The sequence below is a fragment of the Shewanella algidipiscicola genome (assembly GCF_900380485.1).
Lineage (GTDB): Bacteria > Pseudomonadota > Gammaproteobacteria > Enterobacterales > Shewanellaceae > Shewanella > Shewanella algidipiscicola.
The window spans coordinates 785,741-805,420 of the sequence record NZ_OXJV01000001.1; the positions used below are offsets into that span (position 1 = coordinate 785,741).

Annotated in this window: 19 protein-coding genes; 12 read left to right on the forward strand and 7 right to left on the reverse strand. The window is 45.9% G+C overall.

The window, feature by feature from the left end; translation table 11 throughout:
- Positions 1 to 80: 80 nt before the first annotated feature.
- Together DN599_RS03500 and DN599_RS03505 are read right to left on the reverse strand one after the other, a co-directional pair.
- Positions 81 to 1,004 carry an electron transfer flavoprotein subunit alpha/FixB family protein gene (locus DN599_RS03500; protein WP_110456244.1) on the reverse strand — a complete coding sequence of 308 codons (924 nt, stop codon included), beginning with the start codon at positions 1,002 to 1,004 and terminating at the stop codon, positions 81 to 83.
- Positions 1,004 to 1,753 (reverse strand): electron transfer flavoprotein subunit beta/FixA family protein, encoded by a 750-nt coding sequence (locus DN599_RS03505; protein ID WP_110456245.1) that lies wholly within the window; start codon positions 1,751 to 1,753, stop codon positions 1,004 to 1,006. The genes DN599_RS03500 and DN599_RS03505 overlap by 1 nt, the downstream gene beginning before the upstream one ends.
- A gap of 326 nt (positions 1,754 to 2,079) precedes the next feature.
- Between DN599_RS03505 and DN599_RS03510 the strand changes: the two genes are divergently transcribed.
- The 4 genes from DN599_RS03510 to DN599_RS03525 all read left to right on the forward strand — a co-directional run bounded on the left by DN599_RS03510 (position 2,080) and on the right by DN599_RS03525 (position 5,923).
- Positions 2,080 to 2,472 carry an H-NS histone family protein gene (locus tag DN599_RS03510; protein ID WP_110456246.1) on the forward strand — a complete coding sequence of 131 codons (393 nt, stop codon included), beginning with the start codon at positions 2,080 to 2,082 and terminating at the stop codon, positions 2,470 to 2,472.
- A gap of 1,594 nt (positions 2,473 to 4,066) precedes the next feature.
- Positions 4,067 to 4,453 carry an Rcs stress response system protein RcsF gene (rcsF, locus tag DN599_RS03515; RefSeq protein WP_110456247.1) on the forward strand — a complete coding sequence of 129 codons (387 nt, stop codon included), beginning with the start codon at positions 4,067 to 4,069 and terminating at the stop codon, positions 4,451 to 4,453.
- 113 nt (positions 4,454 to 4,566) lie between these two features.
- A complete protein-coding gene (gene tsaA, locus DN599_RS03520) occupies positions 4,567 to 5,295 on the forward strand; it encodes a tRNA (N6-threonylcarbamoyladenosine(37)-N6)-methyltransferase TrmO (protein ID WP_110456248.1) in 729 nt (242 codons plus the stop codon).
- Between the two features lie 10 nt (positions 5,296 to 5,305).
- Entirely contained in the window at positions 5,306 to 5,923 is a 618-nt protein-coding gene (locus tag DN599_RS03525; RefSeq protein ID WP_110456249.1) for an acyltransferase, read from the forward strand.
- Positions 5,924 to 6,038: 115 nt separating this feature from the next.
- On the opposite strand, the gene upp is transcribed toward DN599_RS03525, so the two are convergent.
- Positions 6,039 to 6,665 (reverse strand): uracil phosphoribosyltransferase, encoded by a 627-nt coding sequence (upp, locus tag DN599_RS03530; protein ID WP_110456250.1) that lies wholly within the window; start codon positions 6,663 to 6,665, stop codon positions 6,039 to 6,041.
- Positions 6,666 to 6,877: 212 nt separating this feature from the next.
- Here upp and purM point away from each other — a divergent pair, with 212 nt between their 5' ends.
- The 5 genes from purM (at position 6,878) to asnB (ending at position 13,714) form a co-directional block, all read left to right on the forward strand.
- Positions 6,878 to 7,915 carry a phosphoribosylformylglycinamidine cyclo-ligase gene (gene purM / locus DN599_RS03535; RefSeq protein ID WP_110456251.1) on the forward strand — a complete coding sequence of 346 codons (1,038 nt, stop codon included), beginning with the start codon at positions 6,878 to 6,880 and terminating at the stop codon, positions 7,913 to 7,915.
- Positions 7,915 to 8,559 carry a phosphoribosylglycinamide formyltransferase gene (gene purN / locus DN599_RS03540; RefSeq protein ID WP_110456252.1) on the forward strand — a complete coding sequence of 215 codons (645 nt, stop codon included), beginning with the start codon at positions 7,915 to 7,917 and terminating at the stop codon, positions 8,557 to 8,559. The genes purM and purN overlap by 1 nt, the downstream gene beginning before the upstream one ends.
- Before the next feature lie 449 nt (positions 8,560 to 9,008).
- Complete coding sequence (locus DN599_RS03550; RefSeq protein WP_110456254.1) at positions 9,009 to 9,755, forward strand: HAD-IIA family hydrolase; 747 nt, start codon at positions 9,009 to 9,011, stop codon at positions 9,753 to 9,755.
- Positions 9,756 to 9,959: 204 nt separating this feature from the next.
- Positions 9,960 to 11,654 carry a M28 family metallopeptidase gene (locus DN599_RS03555; RefSeq protein WP_110456255.1) on the forward strand — a complete coding sequence of 565 codons (1,695 nt, stop codon included), beginning with the start codon at positions 9,960 to 9,962 and terminating at the stop codon, positions 11,652 to 11,654.
- 398 nt (positions 11,655 to 12,052) lie between these two features.
- Entirely contained in the window at positions 12,053 to 13,714 is a 1,662-nt protein-coding gene (asnB, locus tag DN599_RS03560; protein WP_110456256.1) for an asparagine synthase B, read from the forward strand.
- A 70-nt stretch (positions 13,715 to 13,784) separates the two neighbouring features.
- On the opposite strand, the gene DN599_RS03565 is transcribed toward asnB, so the two are convergent.
- The 3 genes from DN599_RS03565 to DN599_RS03575 all read right to left on the reverse strand — a co-directional run bounded on the left by DN599_RS03565 (position 13,785) and on the right by DN599_RS03575 (position 15,310).
- A complete protein-coding gene (locus tag DN599_RS03565) occupies positions 13,785 to 14,138 on the reverse strand; it encodes a 5-carboxymethyl-2-hydroxymuconate Delta-isomerase (RefSeq protein ID WP_110456257.1) in 354 nt (117 codons plus the stop codon).
- A gap of 1 nt (position 14,139) precedes the next feature.
- The gene (locus DN599_RS03570; protein ID WP_110456258.1) at positions 14,140 to 14,490 is read right to left on the reverse strand and encodes a VOC family protein; all 351 of its coding nucleotides are present in this window, start codon (positions 14,488 to 14,490) and stop codon (positions 14,140 to 14,142) included.
- A gap of 115 nt (positions 14,491 to 14,605) precedes the next feature.
- A complete protein-coding gene (locus DN599_RS03575; protein WP_110456779.1) occupies positions 14,606 to 15,310 on the reverse strand; it encodes a DUF445 domain-containing protein in 705 nt (234 codons plus the stop codon).
- Positions 15,311 to 15,663: 353 nt separating this feature from the next.
- Between DN599_RS03575 and DN599_RS03580 the strand changes: the two genes are divergently transcribed.
- From DN599_RS03580 to rbsK, 3 genes are all read left to right on the forward strand, one after another.
- A complete protein-coding gene (locus DN599_RS03580) occupies positions 15,664 to 16,020 on the forward strand; it encodes a glutathione S-transferase N-terminal domain-containing protein (protein WP_110456259.1) in 357 nt (118 codons plus the stop codon).
- Positions 16,021 to 16,288: 268 nt separating this feature from the next.
- A complete protein-coding gene (locus DN599_RS03585; RefSeq protein WP_110456260.1) occupies positions 16,289 to 16,717 on the forward strand; it encodes a hypothetical protein in 429 nt (142 codons plus the stop codon).
- A gap of 243 nt (positions 16,718 to 16,960) precedes the next feature.
- Positions 16,961 to 18,124: a ribokinase gene (rbsK, locus tag DN599_RS03590; protein ID WP_239473212.1), complete on the forward strand. Its 1,164-nt coding sequence runs from the start codon at positions 16,961 to 16,963 to the stop codon at positions 18,122 to 18,124.
- A 183-nt stretch (positions 18,125 to 18,307) separates the two neighbouring features.
- On the opposite strand, the gene DN599_RS03595 is transcribed toward rbsK, so the two are convergent.
- Complete coding sequence (locus DN599_RS03595) at positions 18,308 to 19,282, reverse strand: nucleoside hydrolase (protein WP_110456262.1); 975 nt, start codon at positions 19,280 to 19,282, stop codon at positions 18,308 to 18,310.
- Between the last annotated feature and the right edge of the window lie 398 nt (positions 19,283 to 19,680).

Below are 19,680 nucleotides of genomic sequence, written 5' to 3' on the forward strand. Positions count from 1 at the left end.
CCTTAAAGCCGCCCAACGTGATCTATATCACACTAAGTTTTAAATGAACACCAAGACGTTCACTAAGTACTTACAATTAATTAAAGAAGTGCCACTAACTTAGGTACTGCATCAAACAGATCGGCTTCTAAACCATAATCGGCCACTTGGAAAATAGGCGCTTCTGGATCCTTGTTGATAGCCACAATCACCTTAGAATCCTTCATCCCAGCCAAGTGTTGAATCGCACCCGAGATCCCAACGGCAATGTACAGATCTGGCGCAACAATCTTACCCGTTTGTCCCACTTGCAGATCGTTAGGCACATAACCCGCATCCACCGCCGCACGAGATGCCCCTAAAGCGCCACCCAATTTATCAGCAAGCTGCTCTAATATCGCAAAATTCTCAGCACTGCCCATTGCACGGCCGCCCGACACCACAACCGATGCAGCGCCTAAATCTGGGCGCTCTGATTCAGTCAATGTTTGTGAAACAAATTCAACATTACTGGTAAAAACACCACCAAGAGTTTGCTCGGCTGCTACGCCATCATTGCTTACGGCGTCAAATGCACTCACGCGTACCGTCATCACCTTGATGGCATCTAAACTCTGCACGGTTGCCATCGCGCTACCAGCATAAATTGGGCGCACAAAGGTATCTTCACTGACCACTTCAACCACTTCAGACAGTTGTGCCACATCAAGCAAGGCAGCCACGCGAGGAAGCACATCTTTACCTAGGCTCGAGGCCGAAGCCAAAATATGTTGATAATCGTTGGCGATAGAGACCACTAACGCCCCTAAGTTTTCGGCGATGCCATGGGCATAAGCGCCATTGTCAGCCACTAACACATTGCGCACACCGCTCAATTGCTTAGCCGCCTGGGCCACAGTGGCACAGTTTTCACCGGCGACTAATAGATCCACATCGCTACCAATTTGGTGTGCACACGCTACCACTTTGGCCGTGTCTAGTTTTAGACTCGTGTTATCATGTTCTGCTATTACTAGAATCGCCATTAGATCACCTTCGCTTCATTTTTTAGCTTTTCAACCAGCTCCTCAACAGAAGCCACCATCACGCCCGCCTTACGCTCTGCAGGTGGAGTGACTTTTAACACGTTCTGATGCTGCTTTAGCTCAACGCCAAGACTGTCGACAGTGATGGTCTCCAGTGGTTTGCGTTTTGCTTTCATAATATTGGGTAATTTGGCGTAACGAGGCTCGTTCAAACGTAGATCTGTCGTAATAATAGCTGGCAGTGGCATCTTCAACGTTTGTAGTCCGCCGTCGATTTCGCGAGTCACCACCACAGTGTCACCCTCGACCTTCACCTCTGAAGCAAAAGTCGCTTGCGGCATGCCAGCTAATGCTGCCAACATCTGGCCGGTCTGATTGTTATCGCCGTCAATAGATTGCTTGCCCAGTAAAATAAGCTGCGCTTGCTCTTGGGCCTGAATCGCATTAAGCAGCTTGGCAATGGAAAGCGGCGCAAGTGCTTCGTCAGTTTCGACATGAATACCACGATCGGCACCCAATGCCATGGCGGTTCGCAGTTGCTCTTGGGCAGCCTTAGGGCCTATAGTTGCCACGACGATTTCAGTGACAATACCCGCTTCTTTTAACCGAACCGCTTCTTCTACGGCAATTTCACAAAATGGGTTAATCGCCATTTTAAGATTTGCGGTATCGACGTTGCTATTGTCAGCATTCACCCTGACCTTCACATTGGCATCGACGACGCGTTTAACTGGCACCAATACTTTCATAAGGCTTCCTTCTTACTATCTTTTTATGTTGAATAAAAAAGTGCATAGCAAAACTATCACAAACTTAAGCCACTTTACGTGCTGTTGACGTTAACGTCAACAAGAACGCAACGAGAAATCTACAAACGAAAAATGACACAAAACGTCAATATAAAAGGGACTACGTTCACTTTTCCCCATCAATTTTAATGAAATTAGACTCTGCATTAATAAAATGACTATATATAGCAAAATAATTATTTAATTCGTTTGATTAAGACGGTATTAGTTTCTATTATTATCACTGAAATCCTATTCACAATTATATTTAAGTGGGACACCATAATATGAGCGAATTTCTAGATATATTGACGCATGGCCGTCGTTTTAAAGCTGCGGTAAAAGAGTTATCAGTAGAAGACTTAAAAGATGTTGCCAGCAAACTAGAAAAGATTATTACCGATAAAGAGAAGCAGGCTGAAGAAGAAAGCGCAGCTATCGCTGAACGCAATGCTAAAATTGAAGAGATCCGTCTTCAAATGGAAGCCGTTGGTTTATCAGTTGATGATTTAGGCGCTGTAGCTGCTAAAAGTGCACCGAAAAAACGCGCACCTCGTCCACCTAAATATAAAATCGAAGTCGATGGTGAAACCATCACTTGGACAGGTCAAGGTCGAACGCCAACCGTATTTAAAAATGAATTAGAAAAAGGCCGTAGCCTAGAAGAGTTTCTTATCTAGTCGCACAAACGAACATTGCTGAGATCATCAGCAGTGATTTAATAGCAGCAAGCCAACGTTTATGCGTTGGCTTGTTTTTTATAAGAAACAGTATACTAAGCAAATTAAGCGTTGCTAATATTCTTTTTATCCCTCCTTCAGATATCTCCAATAATAACTTTTAGCAAAAACCTTATACCCACACCATTTAATCGCTGCATACATGGACTCAACTTCTCTAGCTAATTTAAAATGGGTTCGTGTCGAAAGGGTGATTGCTTTCTAAATCTAAGTCCTTTTACTTTTAAATCAATACCAAGTAAAAATATGACACCTAAGAAGCCCTGCTCACACGTGGCTGTGGAATCTAGCAATAACACATTACACTAGACATCAACAGACGGTTATACTGTTGATATATATACCTTAAATTATCGTTGCGACTATAGTAAATGCTCAAGGGGAATAGCGATAGTGACTAATTATTAGGACACTCAGGACTGCAAAATTACCAGCATGATAACGACCCTAACAAGACGACTTTAGCGCTTACCGCAGTATTAGAGACAAACGAAAACAGTCATCATAACTTTATGTCAAATGGTGAAACATAACTAATGAAACGCATATAAAGTCAATATAAAAGGTGTTGATATTGATTGAAGCAATGAAGTGAATCAACACAGAAAAAAGCGAGTTATCAACCATGTTAAAACTGCCAGTCGGTTCATCACACTCGAATGTCCAATAATCGGCTTGTTATCGCTAGCATTGCCCTCCTCTATCTATAGATGATGGCAATGCTGACAGTTCAGCGCCTACAAATGTGACTGACCACAGATAAAAATAAAGAGATTCACAAGACAAATGCATTAATACACTTAATAAGTGCAGGGGTTTAATAATATCACCTCGAGTAGTGAATCGATCCATAAATGAATCATCGATGAATTTATCCCGATGAAACGGCACATAGACATGGCATATAGGACAGTGATCGGCAATGTTTTGTTCGCCCCATAACGCCAATATCTATATTTATTTAAAGTCTTTCACTTTGGCGTTGAATTAGGGGCTGTGTTAATGGTCAATGGATGGACATAGCTTTTCAGATGAGCCGCGCTTAATGTCACTATGGTGTTTACACATTAAAATTTGAAGCGATAATTTACCTACACGCTTTCATGCCGCTACAACCCCACTTTACGCCTGTTATTACTGAATCATAATCGATATAACATCATGGCCAATCGTTAACTTAAGGCTATTATTAACACGAGGAAAATAATGGGGCCGCGACAATATAGACGACGCTTACAAGGCCAATTTTACACTCACATACGCAAATATGGTTTATTCGCCCCGCTCATGGCTTATCCCGTTCACCGTCAGAAGCTCAATAATTTCACGCAGGCGATAATCAAGCTGGTTATTTTTAAGGTGTCTTATCGATCTCGTTCAAAGCCATTTTTCCGCTTATGATTAAGATAGATGAGAACAATCACCAACAACAACTTTATCAAGCTTAACTAAAACGGTAGTATTTCTACCTTAAACAGTACAATGTGAATGATGAACTGACATTTGACTGCCACAACATACACAGGCCATTAGCATGAAAAAAATCACCCTTGCCCTATTTGCTTTACTCCTTGCTGGTTGCGCCAGTGAATACACTTTTAATAGCAATTTAGATGGCCAAGCCATTAACGACTATTTTAAAGTGGGAGAGGTCACCCTCTATCCAGAGGGTACTGAGCCAACAGTGCCTTATGAACTCAAAGGTATGGTCGAGGGCGAATCTTGCCAAGAGCGCCCAAATGATGCGCCTGCCTCCATGGGAGCAGCACGCACAGCAGCACGCTACGCCGCCGCCGATAAAGGCGCCAATGGTCTGCTCATTAAACGATGTGTGATGTTTGACCAGCCCAGCAAAACCTGCGTAACTCAAACCTTGTGCGTAGGCCAAGCCATTCTGATTCAAACCAACACAGACAAATAAAACCTTGGCAGGAGTCAAGGTAAACTAAAGCCTTATCAATCAGGCTTTAGTTCCCTGCCCTTTACCGATGAAGCCAAGCTTCATATTATCTTGCGGTTAACCGAGCGAGTTGAATGACTTTTAGCAGCAAAATTCAGGCGGTGGCCATTTGCCACACCCCTTATAAACAAAAATTCGGCATTCCAAGACAACCAGGGCTGGTCAGTGCCGCTAGGGGGTTTGTCGAACTACAGCCTCCATTTAATCATATCGATACCGTGCGTGGATTAGAGCAATACTCGCATATTTGGCTGTTATTTAGCTTTCATGAAAACTTAGCTCAAGGCTGGAAAACCACGGTTAGACCGCCAAGGTTAGGCGGCAATGAAAAGCTAGGGGTGTTTGCCACTCGATCCACGTTTCGCCCTAATGGCATCGGGCAATCGGTAGTGAAACTGCATGGGATCCACCAACAAAAAGGCAAAGTGATGCTTGAGATCTCAGCAATGGATCTGCTCGATGGAACGCCCATCATAGACATTAAACCTTACATCCCTTTTTCAGATGCGATTGATGACGCCCAAGGCGGTATCGCCCATGACGCACCTATCTTAGCCAAGGTGCATTTTACCGATACCGTGCAGCAGCAACTGAGCCAGTACCAGCAAAGCCAGTACCCTAACCTGCAAGCCATAATTGAGGGAGTCCTAGCCCAAGATCCACGTCCAGCTTATAAAAGAGCCAAGGCCGATCCCAAGCAATATCAGGTGGCGCTCTATGATTTAGATATTCTCTGGCGAGTGATAGATGGTTCTATTCACGTGGAGGCGATCCGCCCTTCCAATGTGCAAAAACCTGTTTAGATGACTGACCATGACTGACATTATCGATTATCAAGCCCAGCACAAACAGCGTCTCGCTTACATGCCTTGGCTCTATTTTTCACTTAAGCCGAAACATTTAAGCTGGGCTCAACCCTGGCAAGCAGCCATTCAACAGCACCTGATGGCGGTTGAAACCGTTAGCATAGGTAAACACTGCTTTATTGCGCCACAGGCGCAGCTGTTTGCTGAGCCCGGGCGCGATATTATTATTGGCGACCAATGCATGATAGCCGCCGATTGTTTTTTACATGGGCCGATCATTTTAGGTCGCGAGGTGGCGATCAATCACGGCTGCTCGCTCGATGGTGGACGTGGCAAAATTATTATTGGCGACCAAACCCGCATCGCCAATAACGTCACCATTTACGCCTTTAATCATGGCATGTCGCCCACCATGCCCATCTACCAGCAAAATGCCCACTCAAAGGGCATCGTTATCGGCAAAGATGTATGGATAGGAGCTCAGGCCGGCATCGTCGATGGTGTCACGATTGGCAACTGCGCCGTGGTCGGCATGGGCTGTATCGTCACTAAAGATGTGCCTGATTATGCGATTGTGGCAGGTAATCCGGCTAAGGTGATTGGCGACAGAAGAGATAAAGCCTAATCGTGCAATCATTACGGCTCAATAGCAGACTCGATAGCACACAATAAAATAAAAAAAATCCGATCACCAATGGCATCGGATTTTTTATCGCCACACGGTTTACACCGTCCGCATGTTATTTAGTGCCGAAAATTTTATCACCAGCATCACCCAGACCTGGCAAGATATAACCTTGCTCGTTGAGGCAATCATCGATAGATGCAGTAAATAGCTCGATATCAGGATGGGCTTTCTCTAGTGCAGCAACACCTTCTGGCGCAGCGACCAACACCAAGGCTTTAATTGAGGTGCAACCACGGGCTTTTAATAAGTCGATAGTGGCGATCATTGACCCGCCCGTTGCCAACATAGGGTCGACCACAAGCGCGATACGCTCATGCATGTTGCTGGCTAACTTTTCAAAGTAAGTCACTGGCTGCAAGGTTTCTTCGTCGCGGTAAAGACCAACTACCGAAATACGCGCACTCGGTACGTGCTCAAGTACACCATCCATCATGCCTAAACCCGCACGTAAAATAGGCACCACAGTGACTTTTTTACCTTTAATTTGATCGATTTCAACTGGACCATTCCAACCGTCAATGGTCACTTTCTCAGTTTCAAAGTCTGCGGTCGCTTCATAGGTTAATAAGCTTCCTACTTCTGCTGCTAACTCGCGAAAACGCTTAGTACTAATATCCCCTTCACGCATTAATCCAATTTTATGACGGACCAAAGGGTGTTTAACTTCGACTACTTTCATCGTTTTCTCCTGATGCATATTTGTGTTTTTTGAGCAAATTGCACCGATTTTAGTAGATTTGTCCAAATTGGAAAACATAAAGTTTTATAAACACGGTAAATCGTGAGCTAAGTCCGTTTCAATATTCAAAATCATCACTTTCGAGCGCCTCCACAAACTGATAGAATGCGGCGCATAAAAATCCAATAACGATGTACCCGAGAGGATCCTCCGTGAGCACTCCTACCCAACTAAGCTATAAAGACGCAGGTGTTGATATCGACGCAGGCAACGCCCTGGTAGACAATATCAAATCTGCTGTAAAACGTACCCACCGCCCAGAAGTTATGGGCAACCTCGGTGGCTTTGGTGCCCTTTGCGAGCTACCAACTAAGTACAAACATCCAGTTCTTGTTTCTGGCACCGATGGTGTAGGTACCAAGCTTAGACTGGCCATCGATTACAAAAAACACGACAGTGTCGGTGTTGATTTAGTGGCCATGTGCGTGAACGATTTAATCGTTGCCGGCGCAGAGCCACTGTTCTTCCTCGATTACTACGCCACTGGCAAACTGGATGTTGCAACGGCAACCTCTGTCGTCAATGGTATTGCCGAAGGTTGTGCCCAATCAGGTTGTGCATTGATCGGTGGTGAAACCGCTGAAATGCCTGGCATGTATGAAGGCGAAGATTACGATCTGGCCGGTTTCTGTGTTGGCGTAGTTGAAAAAGAAGATGTGCTAGACGGCGCTAAAGTGGTCGCCGGTGATGCACTTATCGCTTTAGGTTCGAGCGGCCCGCACTCAAATGGTTACTCGCTTATTCGTAAGGTGCTTGAAGTAAGCCAAGCCGATCCGCAGCAAGACCTTGATGGCAAGCCGCTTATCGATCACCTACTCGAGCCGACCAAAATTTACGTTAAGCCGCTGCTTAAGCTGCTTGAGCAAAATGATATCCACGCCATGGCACACATTACTGGCGGCGGATTCTGGGAAAATATCCCACGCGTACTGCCTGATACCGCCAAAGCTGTGGTTAAAGGTGATTCTTGGCAGTGGCCAACCGTATTTAACTGGTTAATGGTCAATGGTAACATCGCCGAATTTGAGATGTACCGTACCTTTAACTGTGGCGTGGGCATGATTATCGCCTTGCCACAAGATCAAGTAGACAGTGCTTTACGTTTGCTAAAAGCTGAAGGTGAAAACGCTTGGCTAATCGGTGACATTGCTAGCCGCAATGGCGACGAAGAGCAAGTGGAGATCATCTAATGCCCCAGTGCTGTCGCGTATTAGTTTTAATCTCAGGTAATGGCAGTAATTTACAAGCCGTTATCGATGGCTGTGATGACAATGTAAATGCCGAAGTCGTTGGTGTTATCAGTAATAAACCCGATGCTTATGGCCTTGTACGTGCCCATCACAGTGAGATAGATACCAGTTGTGTGATAGCGCACCAAGGTGAAACCCGCAGCGATTATGATATTCGCCTGAAGCAAGCTATCGATAAGTATCAACCCGATCTTATCGTACTGGCAGGCTTTATGCGGATATTAACCGATGAATTTGTGCAGCAATTTGAGGGGCGAATGATCAATATTCATCCCTCTTTACTCCCCAAATACACCGGGCTACACACCCACCAGCGGGCAATCGACGCCGGTGACAGTCAGCACGGTGCCAGCGTGCATTTTGTCACACCTGAACTCGATGCGGGACCGGTTATTTTGCAAGCCAAAGTGCCGATTTACCCAGAAGATGATGCCACAACCCTTGCCGAGCGCGTTCATGAGCAAGAGCATGCTATCTATCCACTCGTGGTTAAATGGTTTAGTCAAAACCGCCTAATCATGAAAGATGGCGCTGCTTATCTCGACAGTAAACCGCTCGATGTTATGGGCTATGCCGCCGATTAACGGGCCATAGATAACGCCAGTAATAAAATAGAGACCTTAGGGTCTCTTTTTTATTACTGGCACAGTAAAAGCGGGGGCTTCTTTGCTAGGGCCTGTTGATCTTTCAAGGTTGTTTTTACAGCGAGTTGCTGGGTATTTATACAAGGCAGAAGCTTTGTGGTGTAGTGATTCTACATAACAAGCTGAGAACGCAGTAAAAATACCCAACAAACACTGCCCGAAGGGGTCGGCTAAAAACGTTTTACTCTTTGTTAAGTGAATTTTGCTTAGATGACTAGGCTGCAATCCACTCGCCTCGATTAACACGTTTTTGTCTCGAGCAACATTCAACCAGCAAAGATCAACAGGCCCTAGGCATTTTAAAGAATTGGCCTGTGAGTATTGTTTTTACTGCTTAATTGGTTTTAGATGGAGAGGAGTTAATTTCTGCTAGCCACATGGAAGCAAAGATGAAAAATGTAATTTGCGATATCGATGGTGTATTACTCCATAACAACAAGCTTATCCCGGGAAGTGATATCTTTATAGAGCGGATCCTAGAACAGGGCAATCCGTTAGTCATCCTCACCAACTATCCCGTACAAACCGGTAAAGATCTGCAAAACCGCCTCGGCGCTGCTGGCATCAATGTTCCAGAAGCCTGTTTTTACACTTCGGCCATGGCCACTGCTGACTTTCTTAAGCATCAATCGGGTGATAAAGCCTATGTCATTGGTGAAGGTGCCTTGACTCACGAGTTATACAAAGCCGGCTTTACCATTACCGACATTAATCCTGACTTTGTGATTGTGGGTGAAACTCGTTCATACAACTGGGACATGATCCATAAAGCCGCACAGTTTGTGGCTGGTGGAGCCCGTTTTATTGCCACAAATCCAGACACTCACGGCCCAGCCTATAGCCCGGCCTGCGGCGCCTTATGTGCGCCGATTGAACGCATCAGCGGCCGTAAACCTTTTTGCGTCGGTAAGCCCAGTTCGTGGATCATCCGCAGTGCACTCAACCACATCAATGGCCATTCTGAAAACACGGTTATCATTGGGGATAACATGCGTACCGATATCTTAGCTGGGTTCCAAGCAGGTCTCGAAACCATCTTAGTGACCAGCGGTGTCAGTCAGCTCAAAGATATCGAAAAAGAGCCCTTTAGACCTAACCATATTTTTGACTGCGCCGGTGACATCGACGTTATCTAATCAATCAACCCATAGTCATAAAGCGTAACATTTTAATCAGATGGCTCACTTGCTAAAGTGTGCCATCTTCCCCATCATGTCCCAGCAGTAATATTGAGCGCCACTGACATTATTCATGTCAACTCACACCACTTAGAACCATAATGATCGCGCTCAATAAAGCTCAAACTACCGTCATAAATAACAATAAAAATAGGATATGAGATGCGATTACTCCTGCCCGCATGCGCGCTGATAATACTCAGCGCCTGTAGCCAAAACCCGACAGAGATACACACTGCGTTAAACACGCCAGAGTTTAACGAAACGCGATTTCGTCAAGATATCCAAACCCTGTCATCAGACGCCTTTGAAGGTCGAGCGCCAACCACGCGTGGTGAGCAACTCACGTTAGACTATCTCAGTACCGCCTTTGCCTCGGCTGGACTCATTGGGGCGAACGATGGCAGTTATCTGCAATCTGTACCTATGGTGAGCTATACCGCCAGCGAACAGCAACAAGTTAGCCTTGCAGGTATCACAATGCATTATCGTCAAGACATAGTGCTTAGCAGTCGCCACGATAACCAACAAGTGAATATCAAGGACGCCCCGCTGGTTTTTGTCGGCTATGGTATCAACGCGCCAGAATATCAATGGAACGATTATCAAGGAGTTGATATGCGCGGAAAAATCGCGCTGATCTTAGTCAACGATCCTGGTTTTGCCCTACCCGATTCGGGGAAATTTACTGGCAAAGCCATGACCTACTATGGTCGCTGGACCTATAAATTTGAAGAGGCTAGCCGCCAAGGTGCACTGGGCGCCATTATAGTGCACGATACCCAGCCTGCGGCTTACCCTTGGTCTGTGGTAGAAAATAGCTGGACCGGCGCTCAACAAGATTTAGTATTAGACAGCGCCACTCAAGCACAGCGCGTACAAGTTGAGGGCTGGATAACCCAAACTAACGCCAAGGCACTGTTTGACGCCGCGGGGTTATCGCTAGCCACATTAACTGACCGCGCCGCAAGCGGCCCCATCAATGTGGCACTGGACAAAACTGCCGATATCGCCTTTGCCAATCAAGCCACATACACTAACAGCTATAACGTGGTCGCCACGCTTCCGGGCAGCCAAGCTAAGGCTGAGCAGATCCTCTTCACTGCCCACTGGGATCATATCGGCGTCGATGCCAGTAAAGGGGGTGACCAAATATACAATGGCGCCTTAGATAACGCTTCAGGCATTGCTGGCATATTGGAAATTGCCCGCCAATTTGCCAAACAAGCGAGTGAGGGCAACCCCTTGCAGCGTTCGTTAACCTTTGTCGCCACCACAGGTGAAGAGCAAGGTCTGCTTGGTTCTCGTTATTATGCTGCTAATCCACTCTACCCTTTAACAAACACTGTGGCGGTATTTAACTTAGATAGCACCAACATTTATGGCCGCACCAGTGATTACACCATAGTAGGTAAAGGTAAATCAGAACTGGAAAGCTATCTTGCAACCGCAGCTAGTACTCAGCAACGTATCGCAGTTAGCGAGTCCCGTCCTGAAGCTGGTGGCTTTTTCCGCTCTGATCACTTCAGCTTCGCCCAATATGGTGTACCAGCCGTCTTTGCCGGTGGAGGTAATGAACCTGCCGATGAAGTGTCTAAAGCCTACCGTGCATCAATGAAAGAAAAGATGAAAGGCTGTTATCACAATGTGTGCGATGAATACCGTGCCGATTGGGATCTTTCTGGCGCGCTGCAAGATTTAGGCGTCTACTATCAGGCAGCACAAACGCTTGCTAATAGTGACGACAGGCCCGGTTACTACCCAGGCACTGAGTTTCACCATTTACGCCCAGCCAAGACCCAGGCAGCCAACACGCCGCAAAGGCCAGAAAATGTAACAGCCCAAGGCATGCAGTAATGCTAGTGGCCTAGGCCACAGACTCACTCACGCTTACTGACATGTTTCAACTCACTAGATTGTCAAAGGCTTCTCATTGAAGCCTTTGCTGTATAGATAATCATCACACCATACAAATAGCTCATTTACCCACCAACATTGGCCATAACATCATAAACTGCGAGTCAATTTAAGATTGTCAAAATCTCGGCATCAAAAACCCGACCCAAATAGTGATTAACCACAAAAATCGCCATTAAAATAAACAATCATCATTTTACACCCCAAATAACCATGCAAATAGTCACTAAAAAACCTATAAAACCGACGTTTTATTAAAAAATAGGTTTGGCAAATAGATAAAATGCTGTCAAAGTGGTTGGCAATTGAGGTTAAGTGAGTTTTTGGGAGTTTTTGTTATGTGTTCAATATTCGCCATTTTAGATATTCAGTCCGATGCGACTCCACTACGTCAAGTGGCACTAGAGATGTCCAAACTACTGCGCCATCGTGGTCCTGATTGGTCAGGGATCTACAGCAGTGATAAGGCCATTTTAGCCCATGAACGTTTAGCCATTGTCGATATCGAACATGGCGCACAGCCACTGTTATCTGACGATGAAACGCTTATTCTTGCTGTCAACGGTGAGATCTATAACCACAAAGAACTCAAAGCTGAATTAGGCGATAAGTACAGTTATCAAACCAACTCAGATTGCGAAGTGATTTTGGCGCTATACCAAGAATATGGCAGCGCATTTTTAGATAAATTAAACGGTATTTTTGCTTTCGTGCTGTACGACAAAACCCAAGATACCTATTTAATTGGTCGCGACCATATGGGGATCATTCCGCTATACACTGGCCGCGACGCAGAAGGTAACTTCTATATCGCATCTGAAATGAAAGCACTAATGCCTGTGTGTAAAACCGTGGAAGAATTTAAGCCGGGCCACTTACTGACCCCAGCAGGTTACGAGCAGTACTATCAGCGTGATTGGCAATCTTTTAGCGCAGTAGAGCACAACGACGCCAGCGTCGATGAGCTACGCGATGCCCTCGAAGCTGCTGTGAAGCGTCAGCTGATGTCTGATGTGCCCTATGGCGTATTGCTATCGGGTGGATTAGATTCATCAATCATCTCAGCTATCACCCAAACCTTTGCTAAACGCCGCATCGAAGATGATGGTGCTAGCGATGCATGGTGGCCACAGTTACATTCATTTGCTGTTGGGCTCGAAGGCGCGCCGGATCTGCTGGCGGCTAAAAAAGTGGCCGATGCCATTGGCACCATACATCATGAGATCACCTTTACCTTCCAAGATGGATTAGATGCGATTAAAGATGTGATCTACCACCTTGAAACCTATGATGTCACCACCATTCGCGCAGCCACGCCAATGTACTTAATGGCTCGTAAAATCAAAGCTATGGGAATAAAAATGGTATTGTCAGGTGAAGGCGCCGATGAGCTATTTGGCGGTTATCTTTACTTCCATAAAGCGCCTAATGCCCAAGCCTTCCATGAAGAGTTAGTGCGTAAATTGGACAAGCTACACCTATTTGACTGCCTACGCGCCAACAAGGCCATGGCGGCCTGGGGGCTCGAGGCTCGCGTGCCGTTTCTTGATAAAGAGTTTATCGATACCGCCATGCGCATCAACCCTGAAGCTAAAATGTCAAAAGATGGCCGCATCGAGAAACATATTTTACGCCAGGCATTTGAGCACAAACTGCCCAAAGAAGTGGCATGGCGTCAAAAAGAGCAGTTCAGTGATGGTGTAGGTTACTCTTGGATCGATGGTCTTAAAGATCATGCGGCGCAGCAGGTTGACGATCTACAACTGGCTAACGCCAAATTTAGATTCCCATACAACACGCCCGAAACGAAGGAAGCTTACTTCTATCGTTGTTTCTTCGAAGAACACTTCCCACTGCCTTCAGCAGCAGAAACTGTGCCTGGCGGCAAGTCGGTGGCCTGCTCGACGCCTGAAGCGCTGGCTTGGGATGAGAGCTTACAAGGCATCATCGACCCTTCTGGCCGTGCAGTACAGTCGGTACATGAAAGCGCGTATGCTTAAGCGATAAGTATCACATCGCAAACTAAAAAAGAGACCTTAAGGTCTCTTTTTTATATCGATAATCCTAATCTCATTCGCAAGGCATGCTGCGCTTAAAATAGTGCTCAGGCACCAAGTCATGTACTTCCATGGTAATACTGTTGACCGAAGCGGTTAAGCTTGCCATGGCTTGATAGACACTCTGGGTTAAATGCTGCTTTTGCGCATCAGTGCGTCCGGGCATGATACGAAAAGTGAGATGGATAAAACTGCCATCGGCTAACATGCCGATTTGTGAATGCTCACTGGCGTAACTACGCGACTTAATGGCCGATGACTCAAATAAGGCTGAATTAATCGCCCCTTGATGCACGGCTTGGACTAAGGCGTTGATATCGAACTGCTGCGCCAGTGGCGCCGAATACTCAATGATACAATGTGGCATATTATTGTGACCAAACCGCAAATTCGTTACCGTTGGGGTCCTTAAAGTGAAAACGACGGCCGCCGGGAAAGGAAAATATCGCCTTGGAGATCACGCCTCCCGCCCGCTCCACCTCGGCCAATGTGTGGGTCAGTTGCGCCGAATAGATCACGATCAAGGGCGCACCTTGGCTTAAGTCAAAGTGCTGTTCGCTTAAGTAAAAGCCGCCGTTTATGCCTGCATTAATGAAACAGCTATAACTGTCACCATAATCGACAAATTGCCAACCGAACACGTCACTAAAAAACGTTTTAGTGGGTGCCATGGCTAACACCGGAATTTCTAAATAATTAATGCTTAAGGGAGCGTCCATAATCGCCTCATATTGTCGATAGCAGTAGATAAAACATTAACACAGATAACACGTTAATGACTAAACAAAAAAGAGAGCCTAAGCTCTCTTTTTTTATCGACATCCAAGCGTTTACTTAGGCAATCAAGGCGGCGACTAAACCAATTAAACCACCAAACACCCCACCCCACACGACAAGCCACCCTAAGTGTTTTTTTATCATCTCTTGAACAATTTGTTTCACCAGTTGTGGGGTTAACTCTTCAAGACGCTGGTGTACTATCGCGGTGATTTTAGCTTTCAATTCGGCCAATACATCAGGCTGCTCAATCTCTTGCTTTAATAGCGCATAAAAATCATCACTTTGAGTTATCTCTATCAGTGAGTTTTTCATCTTCTCAATAAAAGGCGCCTTTAATGGTTCAATGGCATCAGTGCCACCAAACATGGCGAGCATGCCGCCCAAAGATGATTGTTCAACCGTGGTCACTAGCGCGTCAAATGCGGGGGTCATGTCCACGCGTTCAATGATAGGGGTTAAGTTAATGTGCGACGCACCATCGCCCTGCTGAGACAAGAATTTATCGATATTCTCGTCGGTAAAAAACTGCTCCATCATCAAATGGGCAATGCCCGCTTTAAACTCTTCAAACCGAGCAGGTATCACCCCACTGCCATATAAACCGGGCACCTTTTCAAACAGCATATGGATAGCAAGCCAGTTGGTTAAGGCGCCCGACAGGGCAAATAATCCGACATTGAGCATCACAGGGGAAGCCAATAAGTAGCCTGTTGCCATCACTGCGCCAGCGAGTAAATTTGTAATAAAGCTCTTGTTCAACGTATCTTCTCTCCAACGACCAAGGTTAACAGCAACTTGTCGACAACCTGCTTTGATGTCTAAAAACGCGCGTATCTTACCATAAGCCACGCCATAAGCCATTGAGTAACAAGTGGCCTTTACTCCTCCGCCCCATGGAAATAACATGGGGGTTAGGCTTTTAAGATCAAGCCCTGTTGGCCTTTGCTCCGCCATTATCGGCATGCTTTAACGATTAACACATCAACAAGTGCCGCAAACCCAAACAAGCGTTATTTCAAGGCCCCGATAATACAGCCAGCTCAATCATCACTTTGATCCCGGTCACACTTAGGTTAAAATCGCGCCCATCAAATTACATGAGGATGCTGTCAATGTTTATCGTTCGTTGGGTTTTAGGTCGTATTATTCTGTTTTTTAATTTCATTTTTGCTCCCAAGAAGCGCCAACGCCCCATAGCAGAACAAACAAAAATCGATGAGCAGACTCGCAACATACAGCTATATCAATATCCAGCCTGTCCATTTTGTGTCAAAGTGCGCCGTGCTATTCGTCGTCAGGGCCTGAATATCGCGACCGTCGATGCTAAACAAGCCGAACACCAACAAACACTGCTAGAACAAGGCGGTAAAGCCATGGTGCCCTGTTTACGCATAGAAGAAAATGGTCAAGTACACTGGATGTATGAATCTTCAGACATCATTAACTACCTTAACCAACGCTTCGCGTAATACTTTTCCCGCGCGTTTATCCCCCCTGACTAACGCGCATCATTTTTTCACATCAGCTTTTAAGGTCACTTGTAACGCTGCTTACATCACCCTGCTACGCTATCTACATCCCACCAGCTCAATAGGCCAATAAATTTATCCTCCGCAGGTGACGCGACCAAGAGATACTAAGGTGTCAACAGTGATAACAGGCGATAGATGCGAAATGACCCAATTTAGGTTATCCTCGAGCCACATTTAAATAAATGCATATAAAGACAATAAAATCATGCAAATAAAAAATGCCGTCATTCTCATCGGGTTATCAATGCTGTGCGCATGCACCGCCAGTCAGCGTAGTGTCGATGATTTCGATATCAAAGTGGAAGACAAGTTCCAAACCCAAATTAAAGGTGATGGCATTAAGCTATTCACTTATAAAATAAAATACGCCACATTACCAACCTTAGCCCAACCACATCCGCAGCGGATAAGACAAATAGAACGCCAACAAGGCAGAAGCAATAACGCCGTACCCGACCTGTCTAACTGGACACAGCAAATTGAATTAGGGCTTGAAAAAACCATTACCATGACAGGATATTGCCGTGATGGCTTTATCGAATTGAGCCGTATCATCGAAATGGGGCGAGGAGAGATCCGTGGTGAGTGTAATGAAGGCGCCAGCACAGAAGATATCGACAAATTCATTCAATAACCATGCCCAGATTCATCTATCCCCCCTTGCCCATTTCAGGCTTCCCCGCAGCCCGTCACGGATGATTCTCACTCAAGCCAACTGTTAAAATAAACGCTCAACGCCCCAAACGAACCAAATCGTTCGTTTTACGTGTTAAGCTCTCACCTCTATCACAATTTATCTGCCGCAGAACAACTATATTCTACCATGAACAAACTAAGTCGAAATGAAAGGCTAGCTGTTATTCTCAAGCTACTTAGCATGCATAAACAGCTGTCTAACCAACAACTCTCCAGATTACTCACGGTAACAGCCAAGACGGTTCGCTGTGATCTCGCCCAACTGGAACAAGACGGCCTAGTAAAACGAATTCATGGCGGCGTCTGTCAGTCTGAAGGGGTGGATATCAAAAAGTACAGTTTGGATGCCATGCTGGCACAATTGATAGAACACAACTTGCTGAGCGACACCTTAGGACTCGATTCAACCCAAGGTAGATTAAGAAAAATGAAACATAATGTATTTGTACTTGGCTCATTCAATGTCGATATCGTTGCGAACCTAGAGCGCTTCCCTCAACCAGGTGAAACGCTGCATTCAAGCAGTAGCAGTATTGGTGCCGGTGGCAAAGGGGCCAACCAAGCTTATGCTGCCGCGAAAAATGGCGCTAACATCACCTTTATGACCAAAATTGGTACCGACCAATTTAGTCAATTTGCCCGCCAACACCTAAGCAGTACTGGCATAGCCAACACCATTATTGTCGAGTCATCCACCAGCCCTACAGGAACCGCGCTCATTTATGTCAGCGAGCAAGCCGGCGAAAATATGATTGCGGTGAATGAAGGCGCGAATATGACCCTCACCGCCGATGAAGTGCACGCGGCCAAGCATCATATTATCAATGCAGAGCTGTTTCTTACCCAACTTGAAACCAATTTTGATGCTATCAAGTTAGCAATGAGTATCGCCAAGGAGAGCGGCGCAAAAGTGATCCTCAACCCCGCACCATACCATGACAGAACCCCTGAGTTACTGCCTTTGGTGGATATGATAACCCCAAATGAAACTGAAGCCTCTCTCATGACTGGCATTGAAGTCACCGACTTAGAAAGTGCTAAGCAAGCTGCAATCGCGATACATGCTTTAGGGGTTAGCTCTGTGGTGATAACGCGTGGCGCCGATGGGGTATTACTCTATGAAAATGGCCAATTTACCCAAGTTGATGTGTTAAAAAGCGCCGTGGTCGACACCACTGGTGCCGGCGATGCCTTTAATGGCGCATTGGTGGCCGAGCTTGCCAAGGGCAGTACGCTGCATGAGGCGGCTAAATATGCCAACGCCTATGCCTCGTTAGCGGTTGAGCGTCTTGGCGCGGCAAACATGCCTGACGCCTCTTTGGTCGCGGCAAGGCTTAACGCTTAATATCCCATTAGCTCTGCGCGCCTTGTTCAGTCTAAAATGACTCAGCATGGTACTCAGTGAGCCATTGATTTCAATTGCAAAAGTCATAAAAAAGCGCAGTCATGACTGCGCTTTTTTGTTATTACAGCCTCCGTTAAAGACCGTTACTGACCGTTATGATGAACCGATAAGCACCCTAAAAACTTATTTTAAGCTGGCAGCGTACTCAACAATACTGCTGCGATATAAGGCCAATAGCTCACTATCATTAACCGCAACCCCCACCTTTTGCGGCGCATGCTCCATCCAATCATCGTGTAGATAAGTGCGACCATCGAACTTCTGAATGGTCATGCCTTCGGCAACGCCATCGGTAACCACCCGAATCGGGCCTTCTCTTAAGGTAAACAACTCCGGATTGATGACATAAGCAATCGCCGAAGGATCATGTACATGGCAAGCTTCGAGACCCACTTTTTCGCTGTAAAATTTTAAGTAGTAACGGCTAACGTCCCAAATAAACTGACCGACTTCGCCCGCATCATCGCGCAGTTGATCAAGATAATCGCGGGTGAAAAAGCTTTGCTCTGTCACATCTAGACCGATCACCACCACAGGCCATGAAGCGGTAAATACCATATCGGCCGCATGAGGATCGTCATGTATATTGGCTTCGGCAAATGGCGTTACATTACCGCGGTGATCATTTTCACCAAATGCGCCGCCCATAACAACCACTTCTTTAACTAAATCAACAATCGTTGGATCGGCTTGAAGCGCTAACGCGAGGTTCGTTAACGGACCAATAGCCACTAGGGTAATTTCACCAGGCTCGGCTTTGACTGCATCGATAATGTATTGATAGGCGGGGCGAGGATCCGCTTGCCCCTCTACCTCGGCAGGAACTTTAACATCCCCAAAGCCCCCTTCACCATGAACAACCACAGTTGGCCCTACTGGAGGACGCACAATCGGCTTGCTGGCACCGGTGACAATATCGGCTTGAAGTTTATACTTTTGCTTAAGATATAAAGCGTTATGAGTTGCATTTTCGATAGTGACATTACCATAAACCGTAGTAATGGCTTTGAGTTCGATGTCAGAATGCGCTTGGGCAAACAGAATCGCCATTACATCATCAATACCGGGATCTGTGTCTAATATAATTTTAGTTGTCATGGGGATCACTGTCCTACTTATTAGGTAAATCGATACTATTACTATAGGGTGTTATACCAAGCCCATTAAGTCAGTAGGAACTGCTTTAATGTGTTTGATATGGCTGAATGTTCTGCCACTGATCACGCCAAGGCTTCGTGGTAACTCACATGATAGTCGAAGGTAATGGCAGGCAGATACAGACAAATTGCAGCGTTTAAGCGCACTGGGCACTATACAAAATTAATCATGGGTTAAGTGTGATAGGTCATCAAACTTGCCTCTAAAAACGAACATATTGGTTCACTTAAGCTCGTGCTAACATCCCCCTCAACCATGGGCTGGATGAAAAATTCACGTAATCAGCGTCATAACCGCACAATGTAACCCTTGCCGATGAGCTAACACTCAATGCCTTA